The organism is Streptomyces sp. NPDC003635, from assembly GCF_053587635.1.
The window spans coordinates 1-24,378 of record NZ_JBSFOK010000077.1; the positions used below are offsets into that span (position 1 = coordinate 1).

Genomic DNA, 24,378 nt, shown 5'->3' on the forward strand with positions numbered 1-24,378 from the left:
GCCAAGCAGGCGACGGCCGAACCGACGAACCTGAACACCCGTCAACCCGCTCTGACCAGCTGATCAACACCTACCGCACGGCGGGGGAACCTCAGTCCTTCCATACGTGCGGGCCGAGCTGCCTGCGCCCAGGCTTCAGTTCACCAGGAAGGGAGTCAGGGCGAGGTAGATGCCGAGTGCCAGCAGTGGCAGGGCGGCGAGGGCGGGCGGGCAGATCCGGCGGAGGGTGTCGGTGCCGGAGCTGTCGAAGGAGTAGTCGCGGGGGTTGTCCGGGTCGTAGGCGACGCGGGTCACCGGTCCGCGGTTCTTGCCCCGTCCGCTGTGCTCGACGCCGTCGAGGCTGGTGTACTTGTACCAGGCTGCTTTGTCTTTGGTTTGGAAGTCGAAGGTGGCGTTCACCGTGATTCCACGCTTCTTGAGCGCGTAATAGACGAGCGTGACGTCCAGAGCAAGGATCAGCAGGGCTGCGCCGAGGGCGAGTGGGATCACCGCGCCAAGGGGGGCGGGGAGCTTGTCTGCTCCGAGTGCGACGCCGACGCCCGTGGTGTAGCCGGCGTAGGTGAGGACGAGCGCGAGGAGGATCAGCTGCCGCCGACGGTACTTCGGGTGGTAGACCGGTTGCTCCGGCTCCGGCTGTGGCGTCAGATCGGTGACCCTGACCGCGGCGCTGCCGGCGGGGTCGCGCTGGGCGGGCAGCGCGTCGCCGAGGGCGTTCGCGAAGGCGGTGGCCGCCGTCGGGTTGCCGCCGTCGACACGGTGCAGAACACCGTCGGTCAGCACGATCTCGACGTGCCGCCCGCCATCGCTGCGGACTTCCTGAACCACAGCAAGGGGCACCTGGGTGCGGGTACGTCGGTCGACGAGCCGCAGTCCGTCGTCGTCGAGTACGGCCTCCGCACCGTCTTCGCCGACCAGTATCTGTGCAGAGACCATTGCCGTACCCCCGTTGAGATGCCCCCCGGCACCGCCGTGATCAAGCCACCGCAATCTACCGTGAGGCGAACGGATCCCGTCAACCAAGCTGCTCGACGACTTCTCCGCCCGGCCGATGCTGCCTTCTTGCGGGCCCACTTCGGCCCCCTCCGCGACAGCGGCAGCAACGGCTCCGCCCACTCTTCACCGGTCAGACCCGGGTGAGCGGCTCCCTGCCCGGGACCGCCGCGCGCGGGCGATCTGTCTATGGACAGTGGGAGAAGCCGAACAGGGGGTGATCGGCTGTCGCAGATGATGGCGGCGCAGGGGGTGTTCTGCTGGGGTCGGTGCGGGTCATGGCAGTGGTGGAGGCTTCGGCGGGCCCGGCGGTGGGTGGCTGCGGTGCGGTGGGTGGCTGCGGTGCGGCGGGGGAGTGGGCGGTGTGTGGGGTGTGTGGGTGGTCGTGGATGGTGGGGGTTGGGGGTGGTGGTGTTCTGCTTGGGTTGTTGCGGGGTGGGGTTCTGCCGTCTGCGGCGGGCGTCGCGGAACGCCGTGACGGAAAACGCCGTGGCCGAACGCCTCGCGCTCCCCTTGAACGCCCCATTTTTCGCGGGGTGGTTGGGGTGCGATGGGTGTGCGGGTCGGGTGTCTTTGGTTCACGTTCTGCCCCGGGTGTCGGGGGTGCCGGTCCTTGTGGCGGGGGTTCCGGGGGCCGCTGGATGCGTTCTGTGCGGCGTTGTTCTGGGTGTGGATGCTGTACGTCGTGGTGGTGTTGGTGGTGGTGTGTTCCGGCATACGGGACGGTAACGGGGTCTGTGATGCCTTTCGGGTAACGATCATGTGTGGGGTGTTGTCAGGTGGGCGGGTGTTTCTAGCCTGCCGGCATGTCTTTTTTGATCCGTAGGAGAACGCCGGTTTTGGCGCTGGAGCTTGATGATGTGGCTCTGGGGAAGTTGTTGAGGTCGTTGCGGGCCACGATGGAGTCGGGTGCGATGGCGCGTGCGGACGTGTGTGTGGCGCAGGTGGCGGGTTTTCTGGCGCCGCGGTCGCAGGACTGGGACCGCAGGACGTTCCGGCTGGGTGTGCTGGCGCGTTTTCTGTCCAGGTCGGGGGTGCCGTCGGAGTGGGTGCGGCTGAGTCCGGACAGTGCCGGCGCTTTGGTGTTGGGTGCGTGGTCGGCTGTTGTGCGGGCTCGTGCGGTGGGGGATCTGGGGGGTGTTTCCCGGGCCAGGGCCGATTGTTTGCGTGCGGCGGAGCTTGCGCCGCAGGACCCCGCGCCGTGGGTTGTGCTGCTGGAGACGGCCCGGCTGGAGCGGCAGGGGGCTGCGGATGTTTTCGGGGTGTGGAACGAGGTGGTGGCGCGTGATCGCTGGAACCGGGAGGCGTATCTGAGCATGATGCGTTACCTCATGCCGGAGGAGGGCGGTTCGCGGGTTCAGGTGCTGGACTTTGTCGATTCGCTGCGTGCGCGTGTCCCCGCGAACGCGCCGTGTGTGGGCACGGAGCTGACCTCGCAGGTGCTGCACTATCAGTCCATCACCGCCAGGGGAGGCGTCGAGGGTCTCATGGCGCGCAGTTTCTGGTCCGACCCGCAGGTGGCCGGTGCGCTGGACCGGGCCGCTCAGCACTGGGCGCGGCCGTTGTTCCTCAGTCACGCTGCCGCCCTCGCCGATCTGAACACCCTGGCCTACGCCCTGATGGAGGCCAACCGCCGCCGTGAGGCCCTTGCTGTTTTCAGGGCCATTGGTGGTGCTGTCACGCACTGGCCGTGGCAGGCCGGGGGAGAGCCGGTGACGGAGTTCCAGCAGGCGCGGGCGCGTGCGGAGTTGGCGCAGTCGCGCAGTACGCGCTCTGACTAGCCGGTAGCCGGTAGCCGGCGGGCGGGAGGGGGTGAGGGTGTCTTTGTGGGCGGCTGCGGCTGCGGCTGGTGCGGGTGGTGCCCCGTCGAGTGGTGCAGCCGGGATCGCGGCGAAGGTGCAGGTCGTTCGCACCGCTTCCTGCGGGGTGCCGACAGTTGGCTGACGTCTCGTCAGCTCGTCGCAGTTGCCCTTCCGGCGGGCCCGTGGGATGACCTCGCCGACCATCGGCAGCGCGGCATCGCCGATGCTCTCGACCTGACAGTCCATCATGTGAGTGGATCGGTGATCGTGGAATTCGGCCCGTGGCCTGCGCTTCACCACGATCGTCGCTGCACCACTGGGCGGTACGCCGGCCGGGCAGCCGCCCGGAAGGGGGTTTGGGGCGTGCCCCGTCTTGGTGGGGAGCGCCGGGTGCGGCGGGGCCTGCGGGTGCCGGGTGCCGGGTGCGGGGTGCCGGGGTGCGGGGCGTGTGCTGGCGGGCTGGCGGTCGTTGCATCACTGGGCGGGACGCCGGCCGGGCAGCCGCCCGGAAGGGGCTCGGAGTGTGCCCCGCTTTGGTGGGGAGCGCCGGGGGCCGCGGGGCCTGCGGGTGCCGGGTGGTGCGGGGTGCGGGGCGTGTGCTGGCGGGCTGGCGGTCGTTGCATCACTGGGCGGGACGCCGGCCGGGCAGCTGCCCGGAAGGGGCTTGGGGTCTGCTCCGTCTTGCTGGGGAGCGCCGGGTGCCGCGGGGCCTGCGGGTGCCGGGTGCCGGGTGCCGGGTGTGGGCCGGCCGGGGGGTGGGGGTCAGCTGCTGGCGGGCGGGCCGGGGGGTGGGGGTTGGTTGTTGTGGGGTGGGGGGGTGGGTTGTTCTTCGGGGAGCCATCGCAGGGCGAACCATAGTTCCATGCGGACGTCGAGGTCGTCGAGGTCGGTGTTGAGGAGTTCGGCTGTTTTGGTGATGCGTCGGCGCACGGTGTTGCGGTGGAGTTCGAGTGCGGCGGCGGTGCGGTCCCAGCTGCCGTGGTGGGCGAGCCAGGTGCGCAGGGTGTCGAGGAGGACGGCTGGGCCGGGGGAGGGGGCTGTGCGCAGCGGGGCGAGGCGGGTTTGGGCGAGTGCTGTCGCGTCGTGGGCGCTGACCAGGGTGTGCAGGGTCAGGTCCTGGTCGTGGTGCTGGAGCTGGGGGGTGTGGGTGGCGAGGGCCTGGCGGAGCATGCGTTCGGCTTGGGTGTCGGCCAGGGCGAGGTCGGTGGCGGCGGCGGGTGAGCTGATGCCGAGGGTCCATCCCAGGCGGGTTGCGGGGGTGAGGTCGGCGGGTGGGGTGGGGCCGGTGGGGATGAGTGCGACCAGGCTGGTGCCGTCGACGTCGACGTAGGGGGTGGTCAGGGCGGTGGCGAGGGTGGCCAGCTGGACGGGGCCCTTGCTGGGCGGGGTGTCGGTGGCGGGTTGGTTGAGGCGGCCGTGGACGACGGTCCAGTGGCCGGGCTGTGCTGGGGTGAGGAGCGGGGTGACGTCGGCGGGGCTGCGGCCGAGCATGAGGCGGACCAGCGCGGCGGCGCTGCGGGTGTCGGTGTCCAGGGCGTGGCGGGGGGTGGTGAGCACGGAGAGCAGGACCAGGGCGGTGCCGGTGATGGAGCGGTGCACGGCGGTGGGTGGGCAGGTGGTGGCGACGCCGAGGGCGAAGGGGCCGTCGGCTTGTTCGGCGGGAAGTGTGTAGACGGTGTGGTGGGTGCCGGCGTGGTGTTCGGCGGCTGCGGTGGGCGGCTGGGGCCGTCCCGGCTGGGAGCGCTTCTGCACGGCGGCGGTCGTGCGGGCGGCCAGTGCGTGCAGTTGCCGGGTGACGGGTGCGGCGGGCCGGGGGCCGGCGGCGAGCAGTTCGGTGCCGTGCGGGTCGAGCAGGACGGTCCAGGCGCCGAGGCGGGTGGCGAGCTGGTGCAGGACGGCCCGCAGGGCGTCGGGGCGGGCGGCGGCGGTGGCCAGAGCGGCCTGGGCTTGGGAGATCTGCCGCAGTTCCTGCAGGCGGGCCTCGGCCATGGCGGCGTGCGCCACGTGGTTGACCGCGACGAAGGGGGTGTGGCGGGGGATCTGCAGCAGGGGCAGGCCGTGCCGGTCGCACGCGGCGATCAGGGCGGGCGGGACCGTCTCGTGCACCGGAGCTATGCCGAAGCCGAGTGCTGCGATGCCGGCCTGCACCAGCCGCTGCACGTACACGTCGATCTCGTCCGCGTCCGCCGGGAGACCGATGCCGGCGATGAGCAGCAGTTCACCGCCGAGCAGGTAGGGCGCCGGGTCGGCCAGTTCCGTGGTGCCGATGGTGCCGACGAGGCGGTCCTCGCGGGGCCCGGCGAGCTGCTGCAGGCCCAGGCCCGTGTCGGCGAGGAGGGTGTGCAGCGACACCGCCGGGGTGTGCGGTGCGGGAGGGGCGGGGCTGGTCTGCGGCATGAGCGTTTCCTACGGTCAGCAGAGCATCACCGGCGGGATGATTCATCCCTTGCCGACCTTAATAAGAGACAGATCCGCCACTGCGGAGTCAAGGTGTGCCGTCCTACGGTGGTCGCACACCAGCCGGACACCCGGGCAGAGACCCTTCGGTTACCGTCCCGGCGACCTCGCCGGGCTCTGCCCCCCCCCTTTTTTCTGAGCAACGCAGCCGCCGCCCCACCCCCGGCCCCGCGCGCAGCCGCTCTCCTCTCATACCCGTACGCCGGCACCGCGTTGCTCCGACGCGGGCCGCCAAGGACCGGAGGACGTCATGGGCGTCGACTATGTCGTGATCATCGGATATCTGCTGGGCATCGCCGCCGTGGGGTGGTGGGGCAAGAGACGGGCCCGGTCCGCCAGCGACTTCCTCGTCGCGGGACGGCGCCTGGGACCGGGCCTGTACACGGGCACCATGGCCGCCGTCGTCATCGGCGGCGCCTCCACCATCGGCGGCGTGCGCCTGGGCTACACCTACGGTCTGTCCGGCGCCTGGATGGTCTTCGCGATCGGCTTCGGCCTGCTGGCGCTGAGCATCTTCTTCTCCGCCCGCATCGCCCGGCTGAAGGTCTACACCGTCTCCGACATGCTGTCCCTGCGCTACGGGGACTCCGCCAGCATCATCTCGGGCGTGGTGATGTGGATCTACACCCTGATGCTCGCCGTCACCTCCACCATCGCCTACGCCACCGTCTTCGATGTCCTGTTCGATGTGCCCCGCTGGGCCGCCGTCGTCCTCGGCGGCACGATCGTGGTGGGCTACTCCGCACTCGGCGGCATGTGGTCGATCACCCTCACCGACATGGTGCAGTTCGTCGTCAAGAGCATCGGTGTCCTGGTGATCCTGCTGCCGGTCGCCGTCGTCAAGGCGGGCGGATTCGCCGAACTGGGCGACCAACTCCCCGACAGCTACCTGTCGTTCGGCTCCATCGGCGGCGAGAGCATCTTCACCTACGTGCTGATCTACACGTTCGGCATGCTCATCGGCCAGGACATCTGGCAGCGGGTCTTCACCGCCCGCAGCGACAAGGTCGCCGCCTGGGGCGGCACCGTCGCCGGCCTGTACTGCCTGCTCTACGCACTGGCCGGCGCCGTCATCGGCATGGCCACCAAGGTCATCCACCCCGACCTCTCCAGCGCCGACAACGCCTTCGCGGCCATCGTGGAGAGCACGCTGCCCTCCGGCGTCAAGGGCCTGGTGCTCGCCGCGGCGCTGTCCGCCATGATGTCCACCGCCAGCGGGGCCCTGATCGCCTCCGCCACCGTCGCCAACAACGACATCTGGCGCCGCCTGCGCGCCCTGGGCGGCCGCGGCGGCCGCCATCAGATCGGCGACCACGACGAGGTGGCCTCCAACCGGCTCGCCATCATCATCCTGGGCGCGGTGTCCATCGCCCTGGCCTGTCTGCTCGACGACGTGCTGGCCGCCCTCACCGTCGCCTACAACCTCCTGGTCGGCGGTCTGCTGGTGCCCATCCTGGGCGGCCTGCTGTGGAAGCGCGGCAACCTCCAGGGCGCCCTCGCGGCCATGACCGCAGGCAGCGTCACCGTCATCGCCTTGATGGCCACCCACGGCATGCTCGCCAACGAACCCATCTACTACGGCCTCGCCGCCAGCCTGACCGCCTACCTCGTGATCAGCATCGCCACCCGCCCGACCGAGGCCCACGTCCTGGAGCAGTGGCGTCGCCGGCTCGCCGGCCAGGACCACGACCGCGACGATCCTGCCGCCCGGCAGGACAGGACCGCGGCGACCGCCCTCTGACGCACCCGACAGGAGCCGAGCCCCTCATGGCCACCCACGCCCTTCCGACCGACACCGCCCCCCGCATCAGCGCCACCGCCTCCCTGCCCGCCCCCCTCACACGCCACGGCGACGAAGAGCTGCGCCTGCGCCGTGAACTGGCCGCCGTCTACCGGCTCGTCGCGCACTTCCGGATGACCGATCTGATCTTCACCCACATCTCCCTGCGGCTGCCCGGCCCCGACCACCACTTCCTCATCAACCCCTACGGACTCCTCTTCGAGGAGATCACCGCCTCGAACCTGGTGAAGATCGATCTTCAAGGCCGGCCCGTCGAGCCGACCCCCTACCCGGTCAACCCCGCCGGCTTCGTCATCCACAGCGCGATCCACGCCGCCCGCCCCGACGCCCACTGCGTGCTGCACACCCACACCAAGGCCGGCTGCGCCGTCGCGGCCCAAAGCGGCGGCCTGCTTCCGGTCAACCAGATGTCCATGGAATTCCACCACCGGGTCGGCTACCACGACTACGAGGGGGTCGCCCTCAACCTCGACGAACAGCAGCGCATCGTCACCGACCTCGGCGACCACCCCGCGCTCATCCTGCGCAACCACGGGCTGCTCACCGTCGGCAGGACCGCCGCCCAGGCCTTCTTGCGCATGTACTACCTGGAAAGGGCCTGTGAGATCCAGGTGACCGCCCAGGCCGGCCACACCCCGCTGATCCTGCCCCCCGCCGACCTGTGCGAGCACACCGCCCGCCAACTGCGCGGCGAGGACCACGGATCCGACCTCGACGACGGCCACGCCTACGACCTGGCCTGGCAGGCCCTGCTCCGGCTGGTGGGGCGCATCGCTCCCGACTACGCCGACTGACCCCCCGCCCCGCTGCCCAACCCGCCGGCGCCGCCCCGGCCGGAACACCTCCCCGGGCGGCGGGCGGCGGCCCGGGCGGCGGCGGGTGCGGACCCACAACTCCACCACGCCTCCTCCCGGCCGCCCGCCCCGGGCCGCCGGCCCAGCACCGACGGCCGCCCGCCCCGGCCCCGGCCCTGCCCGGAGCCGGTGCACCCCCCGGGCCGCCGTCACCGCCGGCTCCTGGCCTCCCCCCGGGACCGGCGGAGCGCGTGACCGCCCCGGCCCTTGAAGGGCCGGGGCGGTCACCACGTTCCCGAAGGACGAAAGCGAGACCCCGCAAATGAACACCGCCCCGCGCGCCGCCACCCCGGCAGGGCAGCGCGCTCTGGTCCTCACCGCCGTCGCGGTCCCCGTCACCGGCTGGGCCGTGCACGCCCTCACCCTCCACCGCCGCCTGGCAGCCGAACGCCGCGACCCCCTCACCGGAGCCGAGCGCCGCGCCGCATTCGAACGCCGCGCCAAGCGCCTGCTGGCCCGGCACCAGAAGGACTGCCTCATCTGCCTGGTCGACCTCGACGACTTCAAAGGACTCAACGACACCCACGGCCACGCCGCCGGGGACGCCGTGCTCGCCGCAACCGGCCGGCGCCTGGCACGCTGGGCCGGCCCCCACGGAGTCGTCGGCCGCCTGGGCGGAGACGAATTCGCCGTGGCCACCCGCATCCGCCCCCGCACCCACGACCACGCGATGCGGCAGAGCCTGCAACGGCTGATGGACCACCTGCGCGAACCCGTGCCCACCCCCGCCGGAGAGCTCGCCGTCGCCGCCTCCATCGGCACCGCCGCCCCCCACCACCTCGGCATCCGTGCCCTGCCCGCCCTGCTGCGGGGCGCCGACGTCTCGATGTACCGGACCAAGCGCTCCGGACACTACGGATGGGCGGAGATCGAGGACCTCACGGTGGCGACCGTCAACGGCCGCCGCCTGGGACGCCCCGGCACCGCCCTGACAGGTGCCGCATGACCGACACCCCCGCCACGAGCCGGCCGGCGCGGACCGCGGGCCTCGTTCCCCTTCCCGCCGCGGCCGCAGCCCGGCGCCGCAACGCCCCGCGCACCACCGCAGGCCACGACCGCCCCCGAGGCGGTGCACCTCCCGCGCTCTGGCCCCGCGAGGCCAGGGCACCGGCCGGTTCCGCTCCGAGGCGGCCCGCCCCACCCGCAACCGGGCAAGGTGTATAAAATGTGTATGAACCCGTCCGGCGGGGGTTCGTCCACCGGGGGTGCAGGCCACCGCCCCCGTCAGGTCCCCCCGTCCTCGTGGGGCCGAAGCGCCCGCGATCTCGTCGGCATACGGAGCGTCGCGGCCCAGGGCTTCCTTCTGCAGCTCCTGCTGACCGTCCTTTTGGTCATCGCTGCCGTGGTCGCGCTCGTGCTTCTGGCCCGCGACAGCAGCATGGACGAGGCCCGGCAGCGCTCCGTGGCCGGCGCCGAGATGTTCGCCCACGCGCCCGGCACCCTCAACGCCATGAAATCACCGGATCCCACGGCCCTGCTGCAGCCGGCCGCCGAAGCCGCCCGCACAGGCTCCGAAGTCGACTACGTCGTCGCGTTCAGCCCCGCGGGCATCCGGTGGACCCACCCCGACCCCAGCCTCATCGGCCGGCACGTCACCGGCACCTTCGAGCAGGGCCTGGCCGGCCAGTCGTACACGAGCGTCTTCCACACCCCCGTCGGACAGGCCGTGGACACCACCGTCCCCGTCATCGACACCGACGGCTCAGTCGTGGGCCTGGTCGCCGTCGGCATCTCGGTGGAGAACGTCAACGAGACGGTGACCGACCAGCTGCCCCTGCTGCTGGGGTCGGCCGCCGCGGCACTGCTCCTCGTCGCGGCCGGATCGCTCCTGGTCAGCCGACGCCTCCTGCGCCAGACCCACGGCCTGGGCCCGGCCGAACTGAGCCGGATGTACCAGCACCACGCCGCCGTACTCCACGCGGTCCGCGAAGGCGTGATCATCACCAGCGGCGACGGGCGCATCCTCCTCGCCAACGACGAGGCCAGGCGCCTGCTGGAACTGCCCCCGGACGCCGAGGGCCGGCCCGTGGCGCAGCTGAGCCTGGACCCCAACATCGCCGACCTGATGGTGTGCGACCGCGTGGCCAGTGACGAGGTGCACCAGGCCCGAGACCGCCTGCTGGCGGTCAACGTGCGCCCCACCGCCCCCTACGGCGGACCCCCGGGAAACGCGGTGACCCTGCGCGACTCCACCGAACTGCGCGCGTTCGCCGACAAGGCACAGGCCGCCCGGGAACGCCTCAGGCTGGTCCACGACGCCGGCGTGGCCATCGGCACCACCCTCGACGTCGTCCGCACCGCCGAGGAACTGGCCGAGCTCGCGGTGCCCCGGTTCGCCGACATCGTCACCGTCGAGCTCCTCGAACCCGTCCTGAGCGGAGGCGAGCCCGGCGAGGGCACCATGCGGATGCGCCGCACGGCAGCGGCCGGCGTGGCACCCGACGCACCCCTGTATCCGCTGGGAGAACTCATCGACTTCGCCCCCACCACCCCCATGGCCGCAAGCATGGCCACCGGCCGAGCCGTCCTCGAAGCAGACCTGAGCACAGCCCGCGGATGGCAGGCCCAGGACCCCGCACGAGCCCGCCAGGTCGTCGCCCACGGCATCCGCTCACTGATCACCGTCCCCCTGCGCGCCCGGGGCATCGTGCTCGGACTCGCGGACTTCTGGCGCACGGACAGCACCCCGCCCTTCGAACCCGACGACCTGACCTCGGCCGAAGAACTCGCCGCCCGCGCCGCCGTGGCCATCGACAACGCCCGACGCTACACACGCGAACACACCGTGGCCGTCGCCCTGCAACGCCGCCTCCTGCCCCAGAACCTCCCCCAGCAGTCCGCCCTCGACGTCGCCCACCGCTACCTGCCCGCACAAGCCGGCGTCGGAGGCGACTGGTTCGATCTCATCCCCCTGCCCGGCGCCCGCGTCGCCCTCGTCGTCGGTGACGTCGTGGGCCACGGCCTGCACGCGGCAGCCACCATGGGCCGGCTGCGCACCGCCGTCCACAACTTCTCCACCCTCGACCTGGCCCCCGACGAACTCCTCAGCCACGTCGACGAACTCGTCTCCCACATCGACACCAACGCCAGCGCAGAACAAGAACAGGACATCGGCATCACCGGCGCGAGGTGCCTCTACGTCATCTACGACGCCGTCACCGGCCACACCACAGCCGCCTCCGCCGGCCACCTGGGCCCCGCCGTCATCCACCCCGACGGCCACGTCTCCTTCCCCGACATCCCGGTATCCCCGCCCCTGGGACTGGGCGGCACCACGCCCGCCGAAGCCGCCGAGTTCGTCCTGCCACCCCACGCCCGCCTCGTCCTCTACACCGACGGACTCATCGAGGACCGCCACCGCGACCTCGACACCGGCATTGAGCAGCTTCGCTCCACCCTGACCGCACACGCACAAGACCCCCTGGAAGAGCTGTGCACCCACGTCGTGAACACCCTGCTCCCGCCCCGCCCCGGCGACGACGTCGCCCTGCTCATCGCCCGCACCCGACGACTGACCGCGGACCGGGTCGCCCAATGGGACATGCCCGCACAGCCCGAGGCCGTGGGCTCCGTCCGCTCCCAGTGCATCCGCACCCTGGAGTCCTGGGGACTGCACGACATCACCTTCTCCGCCGGACTCGTCCTGAGCGAACTGATCACCAACGCCGTCCGCTACGGGAACCAGCCCATCGGGGTGCGTCTGCTCTACGACCACACCCTGGTCTGCGAAGTCTCCGACGGCAGCAGCACCTCACCCCACCTGCGCCGCGCGGCCAGCACGGACGAGGGCGGCCGCGGACTGTTCCTCGTCGCCCACTACGCCGAACGGTGGGGCACACGCTACCGGGCCCGCGGAAAGGTCATCTGGGCCGAGCTGAACCCGCACGCCCGGCCCGAGGAGCCGCTCACGGACGCGACGGACGACCTCCTCAGCCAATGGGACGACCCCCCGCTCTGACCGAACGCCCCCCGCCCTGACCCCCTCCCGCCCCGTAGGCACGGCACTGCGCACCTACTGGCCCATCCAGAGGGGCTCCTGGTGAAAAAGCCGCGGGCCTGCCCCCTCCCAGCGACGTCACACCTGCTCGACACAGCCGGCCTCCCCACGGTGCCGTCGCAGTGGGGAAGTCGCTTAAGGGCACGGGAGGTTCCCAAGAGGGCTGCGGCGGGGGACGGCCTGCTCGCACGGAGACCAGACGCACGGAAGACAAACGGCAAGGGGTGATGAGCTGTCAGGCGCCGTTCAGGCCCGTGCTCCGTCGCCGCTCATGGTCGCTGACCCCTTCCCGAGCCCACTGCCGCAGCTCTGCGATCTCCTCCCGGGACAGGCGTGAAGCCTCGAAGGCTGCATCGTCGCTCCACTGAACGGTCCCGAGGCGGTCGCGAAGACCGCCCAAGCGGAACCCCCCGGCCGTGCTGGTGCCTCAGCATTTCCAAGCGCCGTGAGTGTGTGGTCGCGGGCAGCTGCGCGGACATCGACGACAGCGCGGGGGGGCGCCGCGCGGTCTGCCAGGGCGAAGACCGTGGTTTGCGATGACGTCGGCGAGGCCGAGGAGGGGGCCGTAGGGCGTCAGGGCCGGCTGTGTCCCTTGGTTTTCCTTGAGCATGGCGACGATGGTCTGCGGGTGGCTGCAGCCTTCCGGCCGGCCGCCGCGGCCCGCCGGCCGGCCCGGAACCGGCAGCAGGCCCCTTCACTTCAGCCCGCTGGGTGTTGCTGGTGTCCGGGCGGTGTCGGGGCCGGCGCGGTGGCCGGCAGGCCGCGTTCTCCTCACCTGCTGGGCGCGGCAGTCGCAGCCGTGAGTGGACTGGAGCCGGCGAGCGCGGCCGGGCGGCGCTTCGTCGGCAGGGCCTTTTGGGTTGAGTGCGGGACTCGGCATCCCGCGAGCTGTGAGGAGGTCCCCATCCCTTGCTAAGGGGCGTTCCGAGGAAGCGGTTGGTTCCCGGGATGTTCGAGTGCCGGACCGTGGCACCTCGTGGCTGCCGGGCGGGCAACGCCTCGCTTTAGACAGCGTGCGCGGTCCTGGTCCCTTCGCGGGTACCGGCCGCCCGGTTCGAGTCTGTCGGACCGGGCGGACGGATGGAGGGCAGGCCGTCAGAAGCGGGGGTGGGTGTTGGCGGTGCCGATGGTGAGGCCGGAGGCGAAGATCTTGGTCTTGAGGGTGGTGTTGAGTGCGCCGGCGGCTTCGGGGGTGAGCTTGAGGGTGACGTTGGTGGCGTCGGCTCCGTGCTGGGTGAGTTTGACGCTGGCGGTGGTCAGGTCGAGCTTGAAGACGGGGACGCGGGTCTCGGTGCCGGCGACGCGGCCGGTGAGCTGGGCCTTGTTGAGGTCGATGGTGAAGTTCTTGACCTCCAGGGAGCGGCCGTTGAAGACGTTGGTGAACTTCAGGCCGCCCTTGTGGAGGATCTTGCCGCCGAGGGGGTTGGTGGTCAGCGAGCCGCCGGTGACGGGGTAGGTGGCCTTGAGGGTGGGCTGGCCGCCGACCGTGGTCAGGGAGGGCTTGCCGGGGCGGGTGACGAGGGGGGCGATGCCGTTGGACAGGAGTGCCTTGGCGATGGCCGGGGCGACGGTCACGGAGGTGTGGCCCTTTTTGACGGGCACCGGGTGGCCGGTGGCGGAGGCGGTGGGGGCTGCGATCGCCAGGGCTGCGACGGCTGACGCTGCAACAACAGCGGTGCGGGTCATAGTGGTTGGCTCCCAAAGCCGAGTGGATGGTGCGGATGACGGAGAGGTGTTCTTCCACTCGTGCGGGGGTGGATGCAGCTGTGTCCGGAGGAAATCCCGCGACACCGCACCGTCCCGATCCAGAGCCTTGGAGTGGTGGACCGGCGCTGCAGGGTGGATCTCTGGAGGCCTGACACCCGGCGGGACGGTGTGAGGCTGCCAAATGCTGCACGCTCTCACGCGCCGGCGAGTGTCCGCTCGACGCAGCGCCCAACCGGCCGCCCGGTGGGGCGGGAGCGTGGTGTCGGCGAGTGGCCTTCTTTGCCCCGCGCGTCCACCGTGAGCGTCGAGGACGTGCGTTGTGAGCCGTAAGGCCGCATGCATCGGGCATGCCCCGCATCCCTCGGGCCTGTATGCGGGGTCGCTGTGGTTACAGCTCGGTCTATGAGCGCGGTTCGCCTGCGGCCAGTGGTGTCCACACCGGCCCCGCTGGGGCTGTGGTGTTCGATGTCTTCGAGGGTGGCGGCGCCGAGGGGGACGGTGCGGGCGAGGGCCGTGACGCGGGGGTGTTGTGCGGTCATGGCCTGCAGGTCGCTGATGCGGTGGGCGAGCCTGGTGGGGGTGGCGCCGGTGAGGCCGAAGAGGATGCGGGGGAAGACCGCATACCAGCGCAGCCAGGCCGGGCCGGTCGTGGTCGGCCTGCGGCAGCCGACGGGCTGTGTTTCGTGGTGGAACAGCCGTGCGTAGTGGATGAGTTTGGTGGCGAGGCGTTCGCTGCTCATGGTGGTGCGGTCGATTTCTACGAACGCGCGGAGTTTTGTGCGGTGTTCGCCGTCGGTGAGGGTGTAGTGCATGAGGGTGTCGGCGATGAGGCGTTCGCCTTCGCCGATGGGGTGGGCGACTTCGGGGGTCCAGTCGTAGGGGCCGTGTTCGTGGCCGTGGCGGCGGGCGTCTGCCGCGAAGGCGAGGTGGGCGCGGACGGCGGTGAGGGTGTGCGCGGTCTTCAGCGATGCCGCGGTCGTGGTGGTGATGGGGTGGGGGGCGTCCGCGCAGGGCGGGGAGGTCGCGGGTCTGGCGTGCTCCTTCGGGGGTGCGGTACCAGGCGTGCGTACGCGGCCGGGGCAGCGGGGTGCGGTCGGTGAAGCCCGTGGTGCGCAGGGTGTTCAGCACCCGGGAGATGAGGTGACGCGATTCGTCCGGGCGGAGCGTGAGGTGGAGTTGGCCGGTGGTGGCCATGCGGTGCAGGGCGAGAGTGCGGTCAGGATGTGCAGGTGCAGGGGTTCGGTGGGGCTGGGCGCCGGCCCGGGGGAGGGGGCATGGGGCATGGCAGGGAGGGCAACCTGCGGTTCTCGACTGGGCGGGCGGCCGTGAGGCTGCGACCAGGGGCACGGTGGGGATACGACGTTGGTGGTCGGGCCCCGTGGTTGGGCCCCGCTACGGGCCGGCCCCTGTCCCCGGCCGTGCCCGGCCATGGGCCGGTGAGGGGGTGTCATGTCCCGGGGCCCGCCGTCCGGGCCGGCGTTGACGTGCCGCCGTGCACCAGAGCCCGTCCCGGTGTGCAGGCGGAGACAGCACGGACGGGCGCGCCGTGTTTTTCCTTTTCATGCCATCGGGCGGCACACAATCCGCCCGGACGCGAACAGACGGCCTGCCCGGGCCCGCGGCCCTTGACCGGACGGATAGGAGCACCCCCCTACAGAAGTGTCCCCCCGGGGGACTGCTGTGGTCTGCCCGGGGGGGGTGTCTGTGAGGTTGCTGGGTGTGCAGGTCAGCGGTCTTGGGCGGCTGCTTCGGCTTCGGAGTCGGCGATGTTGAGGTTGGCGTAGGCGACCGGGTTGGCGTACTCCCACACCTTGGTGATGTGGCCGTCGGCGACGTCGATGCGGAAGATGTAGACGTTGTTGTAGACGAGCTTCTCCGCGCTGGACAGGATGTCGCCGTTGGCCTGGAGGAACACCGAGCGGGCGTCCTCGCTGACCGTCCAGGCCTTGTCCGGGAAGGCGACGTGGTCGAACTTCGCCGCGACCGACTCGATGTAGGCGAGGACGGCGGCGGGGCTGTCGAAGACGTACCAGGGCTCGGGGGTGCCCGCGATCGACAGGGGGATGACGAAGGTCGCCTCTTCCGCCAGGAGGGCCGCCACCGCGGCCGGGTCGCGGTTCTCGAACGCGGTGATGAACGCCTGGGCGGTGGCGAGGGACTTCTGGTGCATGCTGTTCATGATCATTCTTTCGGGGTGGTGTGCTGCGGCCGCGGTCCACGGCCGCATGAACGGGAAGGGCGCAGAGGTCACCAGGGCACGGGGCCGGTGGCGCCGAGGAAGGCGGGGCTGGGGGCGTCGGGGCCGGTGGCGGCTGCGACGATCACCGCCGCGCCGTCCTCGACGCTCTGGGTGCCCTGGTGGCCGTTGAGGTCGGTCGCGGTGAATCCGGGATCGACCGAGACCACACTGATCTGCGGGAATGCCTGCGCGTAGATTGCGGTCAGCATGTTCAGCGCGGCTTTGGAGGAGTTGTAGGCCAGCAGCGGTGCCCACGCATCCAGGATGTCGGTGTGGGCGGCCGGGTCGGCGTTGATCGTCAGCGAGCCCAGGCTGCTGGAGACGTTCACGATCGCGGGACGGGCCGCGGCCTGCAGCAGGGGCAGGAAAGCGCGGGTGGTGCGCACAGCCCCGAAGACGTTGGTGTCGAAGACCTGCTGCAGGTCGCCGGCGGTCAGCTCACCGGCCGGCGCCGCCGGCCCGGCGACGCCCGCATTGTTGACCAGCACATCCACCCGGCCCGCCTCGGCCTGCACCTGGTGTGCGGCCGCGGCGACCGACGCCTCGTCGGTGATGTCGATCAGCAGCGGGCGGGCCCCGAGGGCCTTGGCGGCCTGCTCGCCGCGGTGGGCGTCGCGGGCGCCGGCATAGACGGTGTGGCCCAGCTCGATGAGGCGGCGGGCGGTTTCGAAACCGAGACCCTTGTTGGCCCCGGTGATCACGGTGACTGTTGTCATGCCACTGAGCCTGCGCGCTGCGGCCACCAACAGGGAGAGCCCTCCTCAGCGGGGGGTCGGCCAGTACCAGGCTGTGTGCACCGTGCCCGGCGGACAATGGATGCGTGAACGACGATCCCGCAGCCCTCGGCCAGGCCCTGCGCCACTGGCGTGACCGCACCAGCCCCCAAGACCTGGGCCTGCCTCTCGGCGGTGTCCGCCGCGCCCCCGGGCTGCGACGCGAAGAGCTCGCCCAGCTCGCCGGACTCTCCGTCGACTACGTCGTCCGCCTGGAACGAGGCCGCGCCACCTCACCCTCCGGGCAGGTCCTGGCCTCCCTCGCCCGCGCCCTGCGCCTGACCGAGACCGAACGCGACCACCTCTACCTCCTCGCCGGCCAGGCACCACCCACCACCGGCCAGATCTCCGGGCACATCCCGCCCAGCATCCAGCGCCTTGTCGACCAGCTGAACGCCAGCCCCCTCAGCGTGCACGACGCCGCCTGGAACCTCATCTCCTGGAACCCTCTGTGGGCCGCCCTCATGGGCGACCCCTCGCCCTGGCGCGGCAAGGACCGCAACATCGCCTGGCGGCACTTCACCCACCTGCCCACCCGCGTCACCCACACCCCCGACCAACAGAACCGGCTCGAAACAGCCCTCGTCTGCGACCTGCGCTCCTGCGCCGCCCGCTACCCGAAAGACACGCACCTCACCGCACTGATCACCAGCCTGCGCAGCGCCAGCGAACGCTTCGAGGACCTGTGGGACTCCCACACGGTCGGGTTCCACACCACCGACAGCAAGACCGTCCACCACCCCGACCTCGGCCCCGTCACCGTCGACTGCGACACGCTCACCATCCCCGGAAACGACCTGCGCATCGCCATCTGCTCCGCACCACCGGCAACCGCCACAGCCGAACAATTCGCCCTGCTCGCAGCCATCGGCACCCAAACCCTGACCTGACACACCCCGCTGCCGGGGCTGCACGCTCCCGCACCAAAAGCCCCGCATCGCTCCAGCGGGAGGTCAGCGCAGAGCTTCCGGCCGCTCCAGGTGCAGGAATCTGCCCCCCGGCGGCTCACCACCGAGATGACACCGCCCTGATGCTTTCCCATGGGATACCAACGTCAACGGCTCAGCGCACATCGGTGTCCTGGAAGCCGGGCGAGGGCCGAGATTGAGCCGTTTCACCAGCAGAGTCCGCTCGGCACGGAGCCACGGGAGCCGTGGAGGCCGGGACCGTAGGTCTCACTCCATCCAGCGATGCGAAGACGCCCCCGGCCGCAAGCGGAGCATCGTCACCGACACCCTCAACCAGTTGCTCGCGGTACTGGTCACGGCCGCGAGCGTGCAGGACTCCACCGCCGGTACCCACCTGATCAACCAGGTCGCCGCCCACCCACCCTCCGCACAGTCTGGGCCGACGGCGGCTCTCGCCAGCACCTCGTCGAGCGCGCCACCCAGCTCGCATCGACAGGGAAATCGTTCAACACACCCTCGGGCCCAGGGGGATGCACTCCCCTTCCCAAGCGCCGGCCTGTGGAGCGGACCTACGGATGGCCGATGTCCCAGCGCCGCCTCGCCCGCGACTACGCGACCCTGCCCGCCCGCGACCCTGCCCGCCCGTCCCGCAGCCATGATCCACCTCGCTATGACCGACCTGATGGCCCGCCGCCTCACCGGCGCGGCCACCATCTCCTGGCGCGACCCCTGGCGAGCACTGAATCTGGGCCCGCCGCCGATTCCCTGCCGGGACCCGACGCCCGCAGCGAGCGCCGGCGTCCTCGTCCGGCGCGCCGTGCTGCGCCGCAGCCTCGACACGATCTCGCGGCGCCGGGGTCTCGTGCCCGCGACCGACCACATCCATCACAACAGCCGCGGCGCCGCCCTTGTCGCCGAGGTGATTGATACCTGGCTCCCGGCCCGAGCGTGTAGCCGGTTTCCTGTGGCGGCCCCTTTCCTGCGTCTTTACGGTGGTCACCCCTGCCGGGCAGGCAACGACGACCGGACCGTCTCGAGCGCTCTCGGCTACCACGCCAAAGCCACCACCACGGTTCACCGAGGCTGGCGGCGGGACCTGGAGCCGATACCTAGTTGGGGATCACACCCGGTCCTCGGCAGGTGGGGTTTCACCGGGGAACGGGCGAGAGTTGATGACGCGGCTCTGCCAGTAACCGAGGCCGGTGAGGGCCGTGGGTTGAGGAAAAAGGCGAAGTCTGTTCAGCGGGAGCTCGCGGGGCCGGTCTGTGTGCATCAGCTGCGCGGATGTGGGGGTTCGGGGGGAGGCGTGGGGTGGGCTGCGAGGCGGCGGGCTTCGGTGGTGACCTCGGCATCGACCTGGTCCACGGTTGTGTCGCCGTCTTCGAGGGTGTCGTACTCGTCGTCGAGTTCAGCGAGGCGCTCGGTCAGCGGCAGCTCATGGCCGTGCTGCTGGTGAATCCGGAAGGTGAAGTCCCGGGGCGTGAGCTCTCCGGCGAGCATGCGCCGTGCGAGGGCCCGCACGGCGGCTTCCTGGCCGGCCTTGCTGCCGAACGGATAGAAGGCGAGGCCGAGTTCGTCGAGTGCTGCGGGAAGCAGGTCGTGAACGTCGTAGTCCGCCTCGGCGCGGGTGCAGGCGGCGAGGATGCGAAGGCCGGGGGTGTCGAGTCCGGCGACAAGCGCATCACAGGCGGCCTTCACCACGTCGCTCGCGGGGATTTCCCCCATGCTCCACAGAGCGGCATGGTCCTGGAAAGCGATTGCTGCTGCTTCGGCCGGTGTCACTCGTCCATGATTTCCTTCACGCTGCGTCCACGCCCCGGTGGGCCGGGTTTCGGCTACCTCACGCGGTAGCCGTCCTGACCGGCCGACCGCTCGTTGAAGTCCGCGAAGTCGCTGACCCACTGCCCCACGTCATCGGGCGCATCGTCGAAGAACGACAGCACGTCAGCGATCACGCCCTTGCTCGCCGCCAGGCGCAGGCGCATGGCGATGAAGCCAGCCTCCTCCGCGCTGACATGCCAGTTCCCATTCGAAAGGAACTTGTTCATGTCTGCCGTGTGTTCCGCCGGTTCCAGTCCGGGCGTACGCAATGCCGGTTCCAGACCCTGCCCGGCCGCAGCGCCGGCCTCCCGCATGATTTCCCGGACAAAGCCCATCTGCCAGTTGTTCAAGCTGAACGTGCCGCCAGGAGCAGGCTGCTCGAACGTGAATGCGTATCCCATGGCAGCAGAGTAAGGCGCTGGCAGATGAGGCACCCAGCCGGAGTATCAGGCCTCCGCTCCCTGTGCCCGCTGCGACGGCGATGGTGCGGGGGCTGATGGTCCGGTGGTGCCCGCGCACGCGGGTGCCGTCGGTGCGGTAGTAGGGCGGATGTAGGTGGTCGGTCTGGTGGGGATCGGGCGGGGCCGCCGGCCGGCCTCCTGCGGAGCGAGGAGCCGGAAGCGCCGGAGCTCTTCGACCGCCTACTGGAGGAGCTGGGACTCTTCTTCCGCCCGCCCGCAGACCCGCCGGCCCGCGAAGTGGGCGATGGCCTGCTGGATCGCCGGTCAGATCGCTGACGGATCCCTGGATCCCGCTGCCGGCGCTCACCTGATCTGGGCAGACGTCGCCTATGACCTCGGCTACCCGGAAGAGCTGGAACCCCTGGTGCACTGCGCGCACAGCTTGGACGGCTGGTAGGAGAGCTGGGGTGAGGCAGCGAAGCAGTTCCTGGGCAGGAGGCCTGCAGCCGAGGCGGGGGGCTGACCCGAGTTCGTGCCCGCCACCGGGATCGGTCAACCACGAGGTGGTCCGCCGCTCAACGTGGCCGCACCCCAGAACCTGCGCCAGGACCCGTTCGCCTGAACAGAGCCATCACGGGGGCCGGGGCAGGCGCGTAGGCCGGTGAACTGGTCCCAGTGCAGGCGGTGGTGCCGGTGACGTGGATGCTGCCGCGCGTCGCCCCGCCCAGCTCGAGCGCGACGGCGTTGCCGTCGCGGGGGCTGGTGGTGACGTTCACAAGGTCGGCTGGCGTGGCGGTGGTCCGGCCCGGGCTGGTCATGGACTTGCGGCTCCACGGGGCTTGAGGGGACGGGCTGGGGGTCTGCCGCCCCGCGCTCGCCGAAGGGGGACGCGGCAGGCGGCCAGCGGTGCGCTGGCCTGGCGGCGGAGGGAGGGACCTCGTGCTCCCCGCCGACGCGGGGGTGAACCGTTCCAGCCGGAACACGTCGAGGTGCTGGGGCCGTGCTCCCCGCCGACGCGGGGGTGAACCGCGGGGCCTCGTAGTCCTTGGTCAACCGTCGGGCACGGACAGGTCGTGGAGCTGCAGGGTGTTGCCTGTGGCCGGGCCGGCCGCCCGGTGTTGGGGCTGTTGTTTGCGGGGTGGGGGTGCCGGGGGTGGTGGGTTAGGGGGTGAGTTGCAGGGTCATGGCGCACAGTTGTGGTGCGCCGGGGAAGGGGATGGTTTCTCCGACCCTCTGGTAGCCCCACTGCTCATACAGGGCGCGTACTTTGTGGTGGGTTTTGTGGACCAGGAGGGTGGCTCGTTCCTCGCTGCGTGGGCGCAGGAGCGCGTCGTGGATGGCCCGGGCGGCCCCGGTGCCGCGCCAGGGTGTGCGGACCATGAGTTCGGACAGGGCGAAGGTGCGGGTGCCGGTTTCGGTGGTGCATTCTTCCGGCAGGGCGGGAGTGACGTTGGCCCACCATGCGGTGACGCAGCTCAGGGGTGCCCCATAGGCGTAGCCGGCGGGTTCGCTCTGGTCGTATGCGACGACGCAGGCGAACTCCCTCCGGGACATCCAGTGGTCGGCGAACTTGGCGAACGCATCGCGCCCGGCGAGGGGATCACCGCTGTCCTCGTACCCCTCGTCGTGTACGTCCAGCAGCAGCTCGCGGATGGCTGCCGCGTCGGCGTGCCCGTAGGGGGTGAGGGTGAGGGGGCAGGCGTGGTCACGGGCGTCCTTTCGGCGTGCGGGCTGCTGCGGTGACCCGCTCCAGGCGCGCGGTGATGCGGCTGCTCGCCACAGCGGCACCCTGGGCGCCGGCCGCGGTGGCGGCTGCTTGCTCACGGTCGCCCCCAGCGAGCTGTCGTAGCCGGAGCCATCGATGTCGGAACGCCAACTGGCCGAAACTGCCTTCTCGGTGGGGAGCCGAGGATGCCGACCTGGGCGGCGGACCCGCCCGGGATGCTCAGACCGCAGGCGGACTCCAGCGTGGGCGGGGGGTTGCATGCGGGTGGGGGGCGGGTAGGTGGCGGCTTCGATGGCGGGTCCTTTTGTGCGCTGGTCAGGTGCATACGATGGTGAGGGTGCTGGCCACGGTGGCGGCGAGGGTGACGGCCGCGGCGAAGGCGACAGCGGCGCGTGTGAGTGCGGTGGGGTAGCTTGCGCCGTCCATGCGGGCGAGTTTTCCCGCCGCGGCCGCGGCGAGGAGCGCGACGACGATCACGAGTGCGGTGGTCAGCAGGACAACAGCGACAGCCACGGCAGACTCCCTGTCCACGAAGGGTGTTGACGTCAGCGACGGTCGCGGAAACGGTGTCCGCCGGGGTTCGCCGCGACGAAGATGAACACCGGCGCACACCACGACAGCGGGGGCGAGCAGATGCACGATCAGCACGACGGCCGCGGTTCTGCGGTCACCGACCTGCGCAGCAGACTCAGCGAAGGACTGGCTGCGTCCCGGCTGAACCAGACACAGCTCGCCGCCCGCGCGGGGCTGGGACGTACCACCGTGTCGGAGGCGCTCTCCCCCCACAGGCCCGTGCCGTCTGCGGGGACGGTCGCGGCGCTGGCCCGCGCGCTGAAGCTGCCCGTGGAAGAGTTGCAGATGCTCAGGCGGGCCGCCTGTGCGGGTGGAGAACAGCCAGGGCCAGGACGGCCGATCGGGGAGTGGGGACCGCACGACCTGGAGGTCCACCCGGCAGGCCACGCCCCCGTGGACGCCCGTCCCGCGCGGGGCGGGCAGGTCCTGCCCGGCTACGTACAGCGCCGGCATGACGTGGCGCTTGCGGACGCGGTGCACGCAACTGCCGGCGGGCGCAGCCAGATCGTGGTCCTGGTGGGCAGTTCCTCGACAGGCAAGACACGCGCCTGCTGGGAGGCGGTACAGCCACTGGGCGGAAACTGGCGGCTGTGGCATCCCTTCGACCCGACCCGCGCCGAGGCCGCCCTGGAGGACCTGCACCGTGTGGGGCCTCATACCGTCGTGTGGCTGAACGAAGCCCAGCATTACCTGGGCGACCGCACAGCAGGCGAGCGCATCGCCGCCGCCCTGCACAACCTCCTCACCGACCCCCAGCGCAGCCCCGTTCTGGTGCTGGGCACGCTCTGGCCCGAGTACGCCGCCCGCTACACCGCCTTGCCTGCGCCGGGTGAGGAAGACCCGCACAGCCGGGTGAGGGAACTGCTCGCCGGGCACACCGTGCCCGTCCCGGAGACATTCGACACGCATGCACTGGCCCGTGCAGCCGCTCTGGCGCGAGAGGGCGACCAGCTGCTGGCCGACGCACTGACCCGCGCCCAAGACGACGGACGGGTGACGCAAGACCTGGCCGGAGCCCGCGAACTCCTCAACCGCTACCTGCACGCAACCCCGGCAGCCACAGCAGTGCTTCACGCAGCGATGGACGCCCGCCGTCTCGGCGTCGGCCTGCACCTGCCCCAGGCCTTCCTCACCGACGCCGCCGTGGACTACCTCACGGACACCGACTACGACCAGCTCGGCCAGGACTGGGCCGAGCGGGCTTTCGCCGAACTCGCCGAACCCGTGCACGGCAAACAATCACCCTTGCGCCGCACCGTGCCGCGGCCCAGACGACGCCCGCCCCTGCCCACCTCACCGGACGATGCGCCGTCACCGTCTGCAGGACCGCTCTTCCGGCTCGCTGACTACCTCGAGCAGCACGGCCGTACCACACGCATCGCTGTGTGCCCGCCGACTTCCTTCTGGCACGCCGCCCACGCTCATCTGACCCACCCCGGCGATCTGGACCACCTGGCCCGAGCGGCCCTTTACCGCCATCGTCTGCAATGGGCTCACTACCTCCGCCACCGCGCCGCTGACCACGGCAGCCCTGCAGCCTTATGCCAGCTGGCCGACATGCAAGAGCGCGCCGGGAACATGGACCGAGCAGCGGACCTGTACCGTCAGGCCGCCGACCACGGCGACAACGACGCCCGATTCCGCCTGGCTGTCATGCGGCACCAGGCCGGGGACGAGACGGGCGCGGAAAGTCTGGCCAGGCTGGCTGCCGCCGAAGGCAACACGCATGCCGTGCAGCGCCTGGCTGTCATGCGGCACCAGGCCGGAGATGAAACGGGCGCGGAGTATCTGGCCAGGCTGGCTGCCGCCGAAGGCAACACCCAGGCTCTCCACCAACTCGCCGAGCTGCGAGAGAAAGCCGACGACCGGGAGGGTGCTGAGGCACTGGCCCGGCTGGCCGCCGACCACGGTTACCCCTACACCCTGTGCTTTCTGGCCGAGATGCGGCAGGAAGCCGGAGACCCAGAAGGCGCTCAGACGTTGGCCCGGCACGCCGCCCACCACGACAGCACCCACGCCCTGTGCTTTCTGGCCCGAGCACGGGACAACGCCGCAGACCCCAAGGGTGCCGGAGAGCTGTACCACCAGGCTGCACACCTCGGCAGCACCCACGCCCTCCTTGCCCTGGTGCGCCAACGAGAGGAAGCCGAGGACCACCAGAGCATCCACGACTTGCACCGCCTTGCCGCCGACCAAGGCAACAGCGACGCCCTGTATCACTTGGCCATGAGGCGTCAGAAGCCGTATCTCAACCGAACGTGATCGCTTGATTTGCGCTGGTCAGGCATGGTCTGGCTCGGAGTGAGGGAGGCATGCGGCGTCTTGTTTC

At 70.9% G+C, this 24,378-nt stretch carries 16 protein-coding genes and 2 pseudogenes; 8 read left to right on the top strand and 10 right to left on the bottom strand.

What is annotated here, in order from left to right; translation table 11 throughout:
* Positions 1–135: 135 nt before the first annotated feature.
* Positions 136–933, bottom strand: a complete 798-nt coding sequence (locus ACWDRW_RS38380; protein ID WP_451732611.1) for a hypothetical protein — start codon at positions 931–933, stop codon at positions 136–138.
* An 863-nt stretch (positions 934–1,796) separates the two neighbouring features.
* On the opposite strand from ACWDRW_RS38380, the gene ACWDRW_RS38385 reads away from it, so the two are divergent.
* Positions 1,797–2,771: a hypothetical protein gene (locus tag ACWDRW_RS38385; protein WP_451732614.1), complete on the top strand. Its 975-nt coding sequence runs from the start codon at positions 1,797–1,799 to the stop codon at positions 2,769–2,771.
* A gap of 783 nt (positions 2,772–3,554) precedes the next feature.
* Here the strand turns inward: ACWDRW_RS38385 and ACWDRW_RS38390 are convergent.
* Positions 3,555–5,189 (bottom strand): PucR family transcriptional regulator ligand-binding domain-containing protein, encoded by a 1,635-nt coding sequence (locus tag ACWDRW_RS38390; RefSeq protein ID WP_451732617.1) that lies wholly within the window; start codon positions 5,187–5,189, stop codon positions 3,555–3,557.
* Positions 5,190–5,499: 310 nt separating this feature from the next.
* Here ACWDRW_RS38390 and ACWDRW_RS38395 point away from each other — a divergent pair, with 310 nt between their 5' ends.
* The 4 genes from ACWDRW_RS38395 (at position 5,500) to ACWDRW_RS38410 (ending at position 11,862) form a co-directional block, all read left to right on the top strand.
* Positions 5,500–6,990: a sodium:solute symporter gene (locus ACWDRW_RS38395; protein WP_451732620.1), complete on the top strand. Its 1,491-nt coding sequence runs from the start codon at positions 5,500–5,502 to the stop codon at positions 6,988–6,990.
* Positions 6,991–7,016: 26 nt separating this feature from the next.
* Positions 7,017–7,844, top strand: a complete 828-nt coding sequence (locus ACWDRW_RS38400) for a class II aldolase/adducin family protein (RefSeq protein ID WP_451732623.1) — start codon at positions 7,017–7,019, stop codon at positions 7,842–7,844.
* Positions 7,845–8,166: 322 nt separating this feature from the next.
* Positions 8,167–8,850, top strand: a complete 684-nt coding sequence (locus ACWDRW_RS38405; RefSeq protein WP_451732626.1) for a GGDEF domain-containing protein — start codon at positions 8,167–8,169, stop codon at positions 8,848–8,850.
* Between the two features lie 225 nt (positions 8,851–9,075).
* Entirely contained in the window at positions 9,076–11,862 is a 2,787-nt protein-coding gene (locus tag ACWDRW_RS38410) for a SpoIIE family protein phosphatase (RefSeq protein WP_451732629.1), read from the top strand.
* A 1,134-nt stretch (positions 11,863–12,996) separates the two neighbouring features.
* On the opposite strand, the gene ACWDRW_RS38415 is transcribed toward ACWDRW_RS38410, so the two are convergent.
* From ACWDRW_RS38415 to ACWDRW_RS38430, 4 genes and pseudogenes are all read right to left on the bottom strand, one after another.
* Positions 12,997–13,587, bottom strand: a complete 591-nt coding sequence (locus ACWDRW_RS38415) for a hypothetical protein (RefSeq protein ID WP_451732632.1) — start codon at positions 13,585–13,587, stop codon at positions 12,997–12,999.
* Between the two features lie 421 nt (positions 13,588–14,008).
* Positions 14,009–14,891, bottom strand: a pseudogene (locus ACWDRW_RS38420) (replication-relaxation family protein).
* A 443-nt stretch (positions 14,892–15,334) separates the two neighbouring features.
* Positions 15,335–15,778 (bottom strand): nuclear transport factor 2 family protein, encoded by a 444-nt coding sequence (locus tag ACWDRW_RS38425; protein WP_451732635.1) that lies wholly within the window; start codon positions 15,776–15,778, stop codon positions 15,335–15,337.
* Positions 15,779–15,855: 77 nt separating this feature from the next.
* Positions 15,856–16,563, bottom strand: coding sequence for an SDR family NAD(P)-dependent oxidoreductase (locus ACWDRW_RS38430; RefSeq protein ID WP_451732638.1), 708 nt, complete (start codon positions 16,561–16,563; stop codon positions 15,856–15,858).
* A 104-nt stretch (positions 16,564–16,667) separates the two neighbouring features.
* Here ACWDRW_RS38430 and ACWDRW_RS38435 point away from each other — a divergent pair, with 104 nt between their 5' ends.
* Positions 16,668–17,510: a helix-turn-helix transcriptional regulator gene (locus tag ACWDRW_RS38435; protein ID WP_451732641.1), complete on the top strand. Its 843-nt coding sequence runs from the start codon at positions 16,668–16,670 to the stop codon at positions 17,508–17,510.
* Between the two features lie 769 nt (positions 17,511–18,279).
* Positions 18,280–18,465: pseudogene (locus tag ACWDRW_RS38440) on the top strand (SGNH/GDSL hydrolase family protein); the annotation flags it as partial.
* A 335-nt stretch (positions 18,466–18,800) separates the two neighbouring features.
* On the opposite strand, the gene ACWDRW_RS38445 reads toward ACWDRW_RS38440, so the two are convergent.
* The 4 genes from ACWDRW_RS38445 to ACWDRW_RS38460 all read right to left on the bottom strand — a co-directional run bounded on the left by ACWDRW_RS38445 (position 18,801) and on the right by ACWDRW_RS38460 (position 21,989).
* The gene (locus ACWDRW_RS38445) at positions 18,801–19,310 is read right to left on the bottom strand and encodes a hypothetical protein (RefSeq protein WP_451732643.1); all 510 of its coding nucleotides are present in this window, start codon (positions 19,308–19,310) and stop codon (positions 18,801–18,803) included.
* Positions 19,311–19,363: 53 nt separating this feature from the next.
* Positions 19,364–19,750 carry a hypothetical protein gene (locus ACWDRW_RS38450; RefSeq protein ID WP_451732646.1) on the bottom strand — a complete coding sequence of 129 codons (387 nt, stop codon included), beginning with the start codon at positions 19,748–19,750 and terminating at the stop codon, positions 19,364–19,366.
* 1,161 nt (positions 19,751–20,911) lie between these two features.
* Positions 20,912–21,574, bottom strand: coding sequence for an N-acetyltransferase family protein (locus ACWDRW_RS38455; RefSeq protein WP_451732649.1), 663 nt, complete (start codon positions 21,572–21,574; stop codon positions 20,912–20,914).
* A gap of 217 nt (positions 21,575–21,791) precedes the next feature.
* Positions 21,792–21,989 (bottom strand): hypothetical protein, encoded by a 198-nt coding sequence (locus ACWDRW_RS38460; RefSeq protein WP_451732652.1) that lies wholly within the window; start codon positions 21,987–21,989, stop codon positions 21,792–21,794.
* A gap of 81 nt (positions 21,990–22,070) precedes the next feature.
* Between ACWDRW_RS38460 and ACWDRW_RS38465 the strand changes: the two genes are divergently transcribed.
* On the top strand, positions 22,071–24,311 hold the full coding sequence (locus tag ACWDRW_RS38465) for a hypothetical protein (protein ID WP_451732655.1): 2,241 nt from the start codon (positions 22,071–22,073) through the stop codon (positions 24,309–24,311).
* The last annotated feature ends 67 nt before the right edge of the window (positions 24,312–24,378 follow it).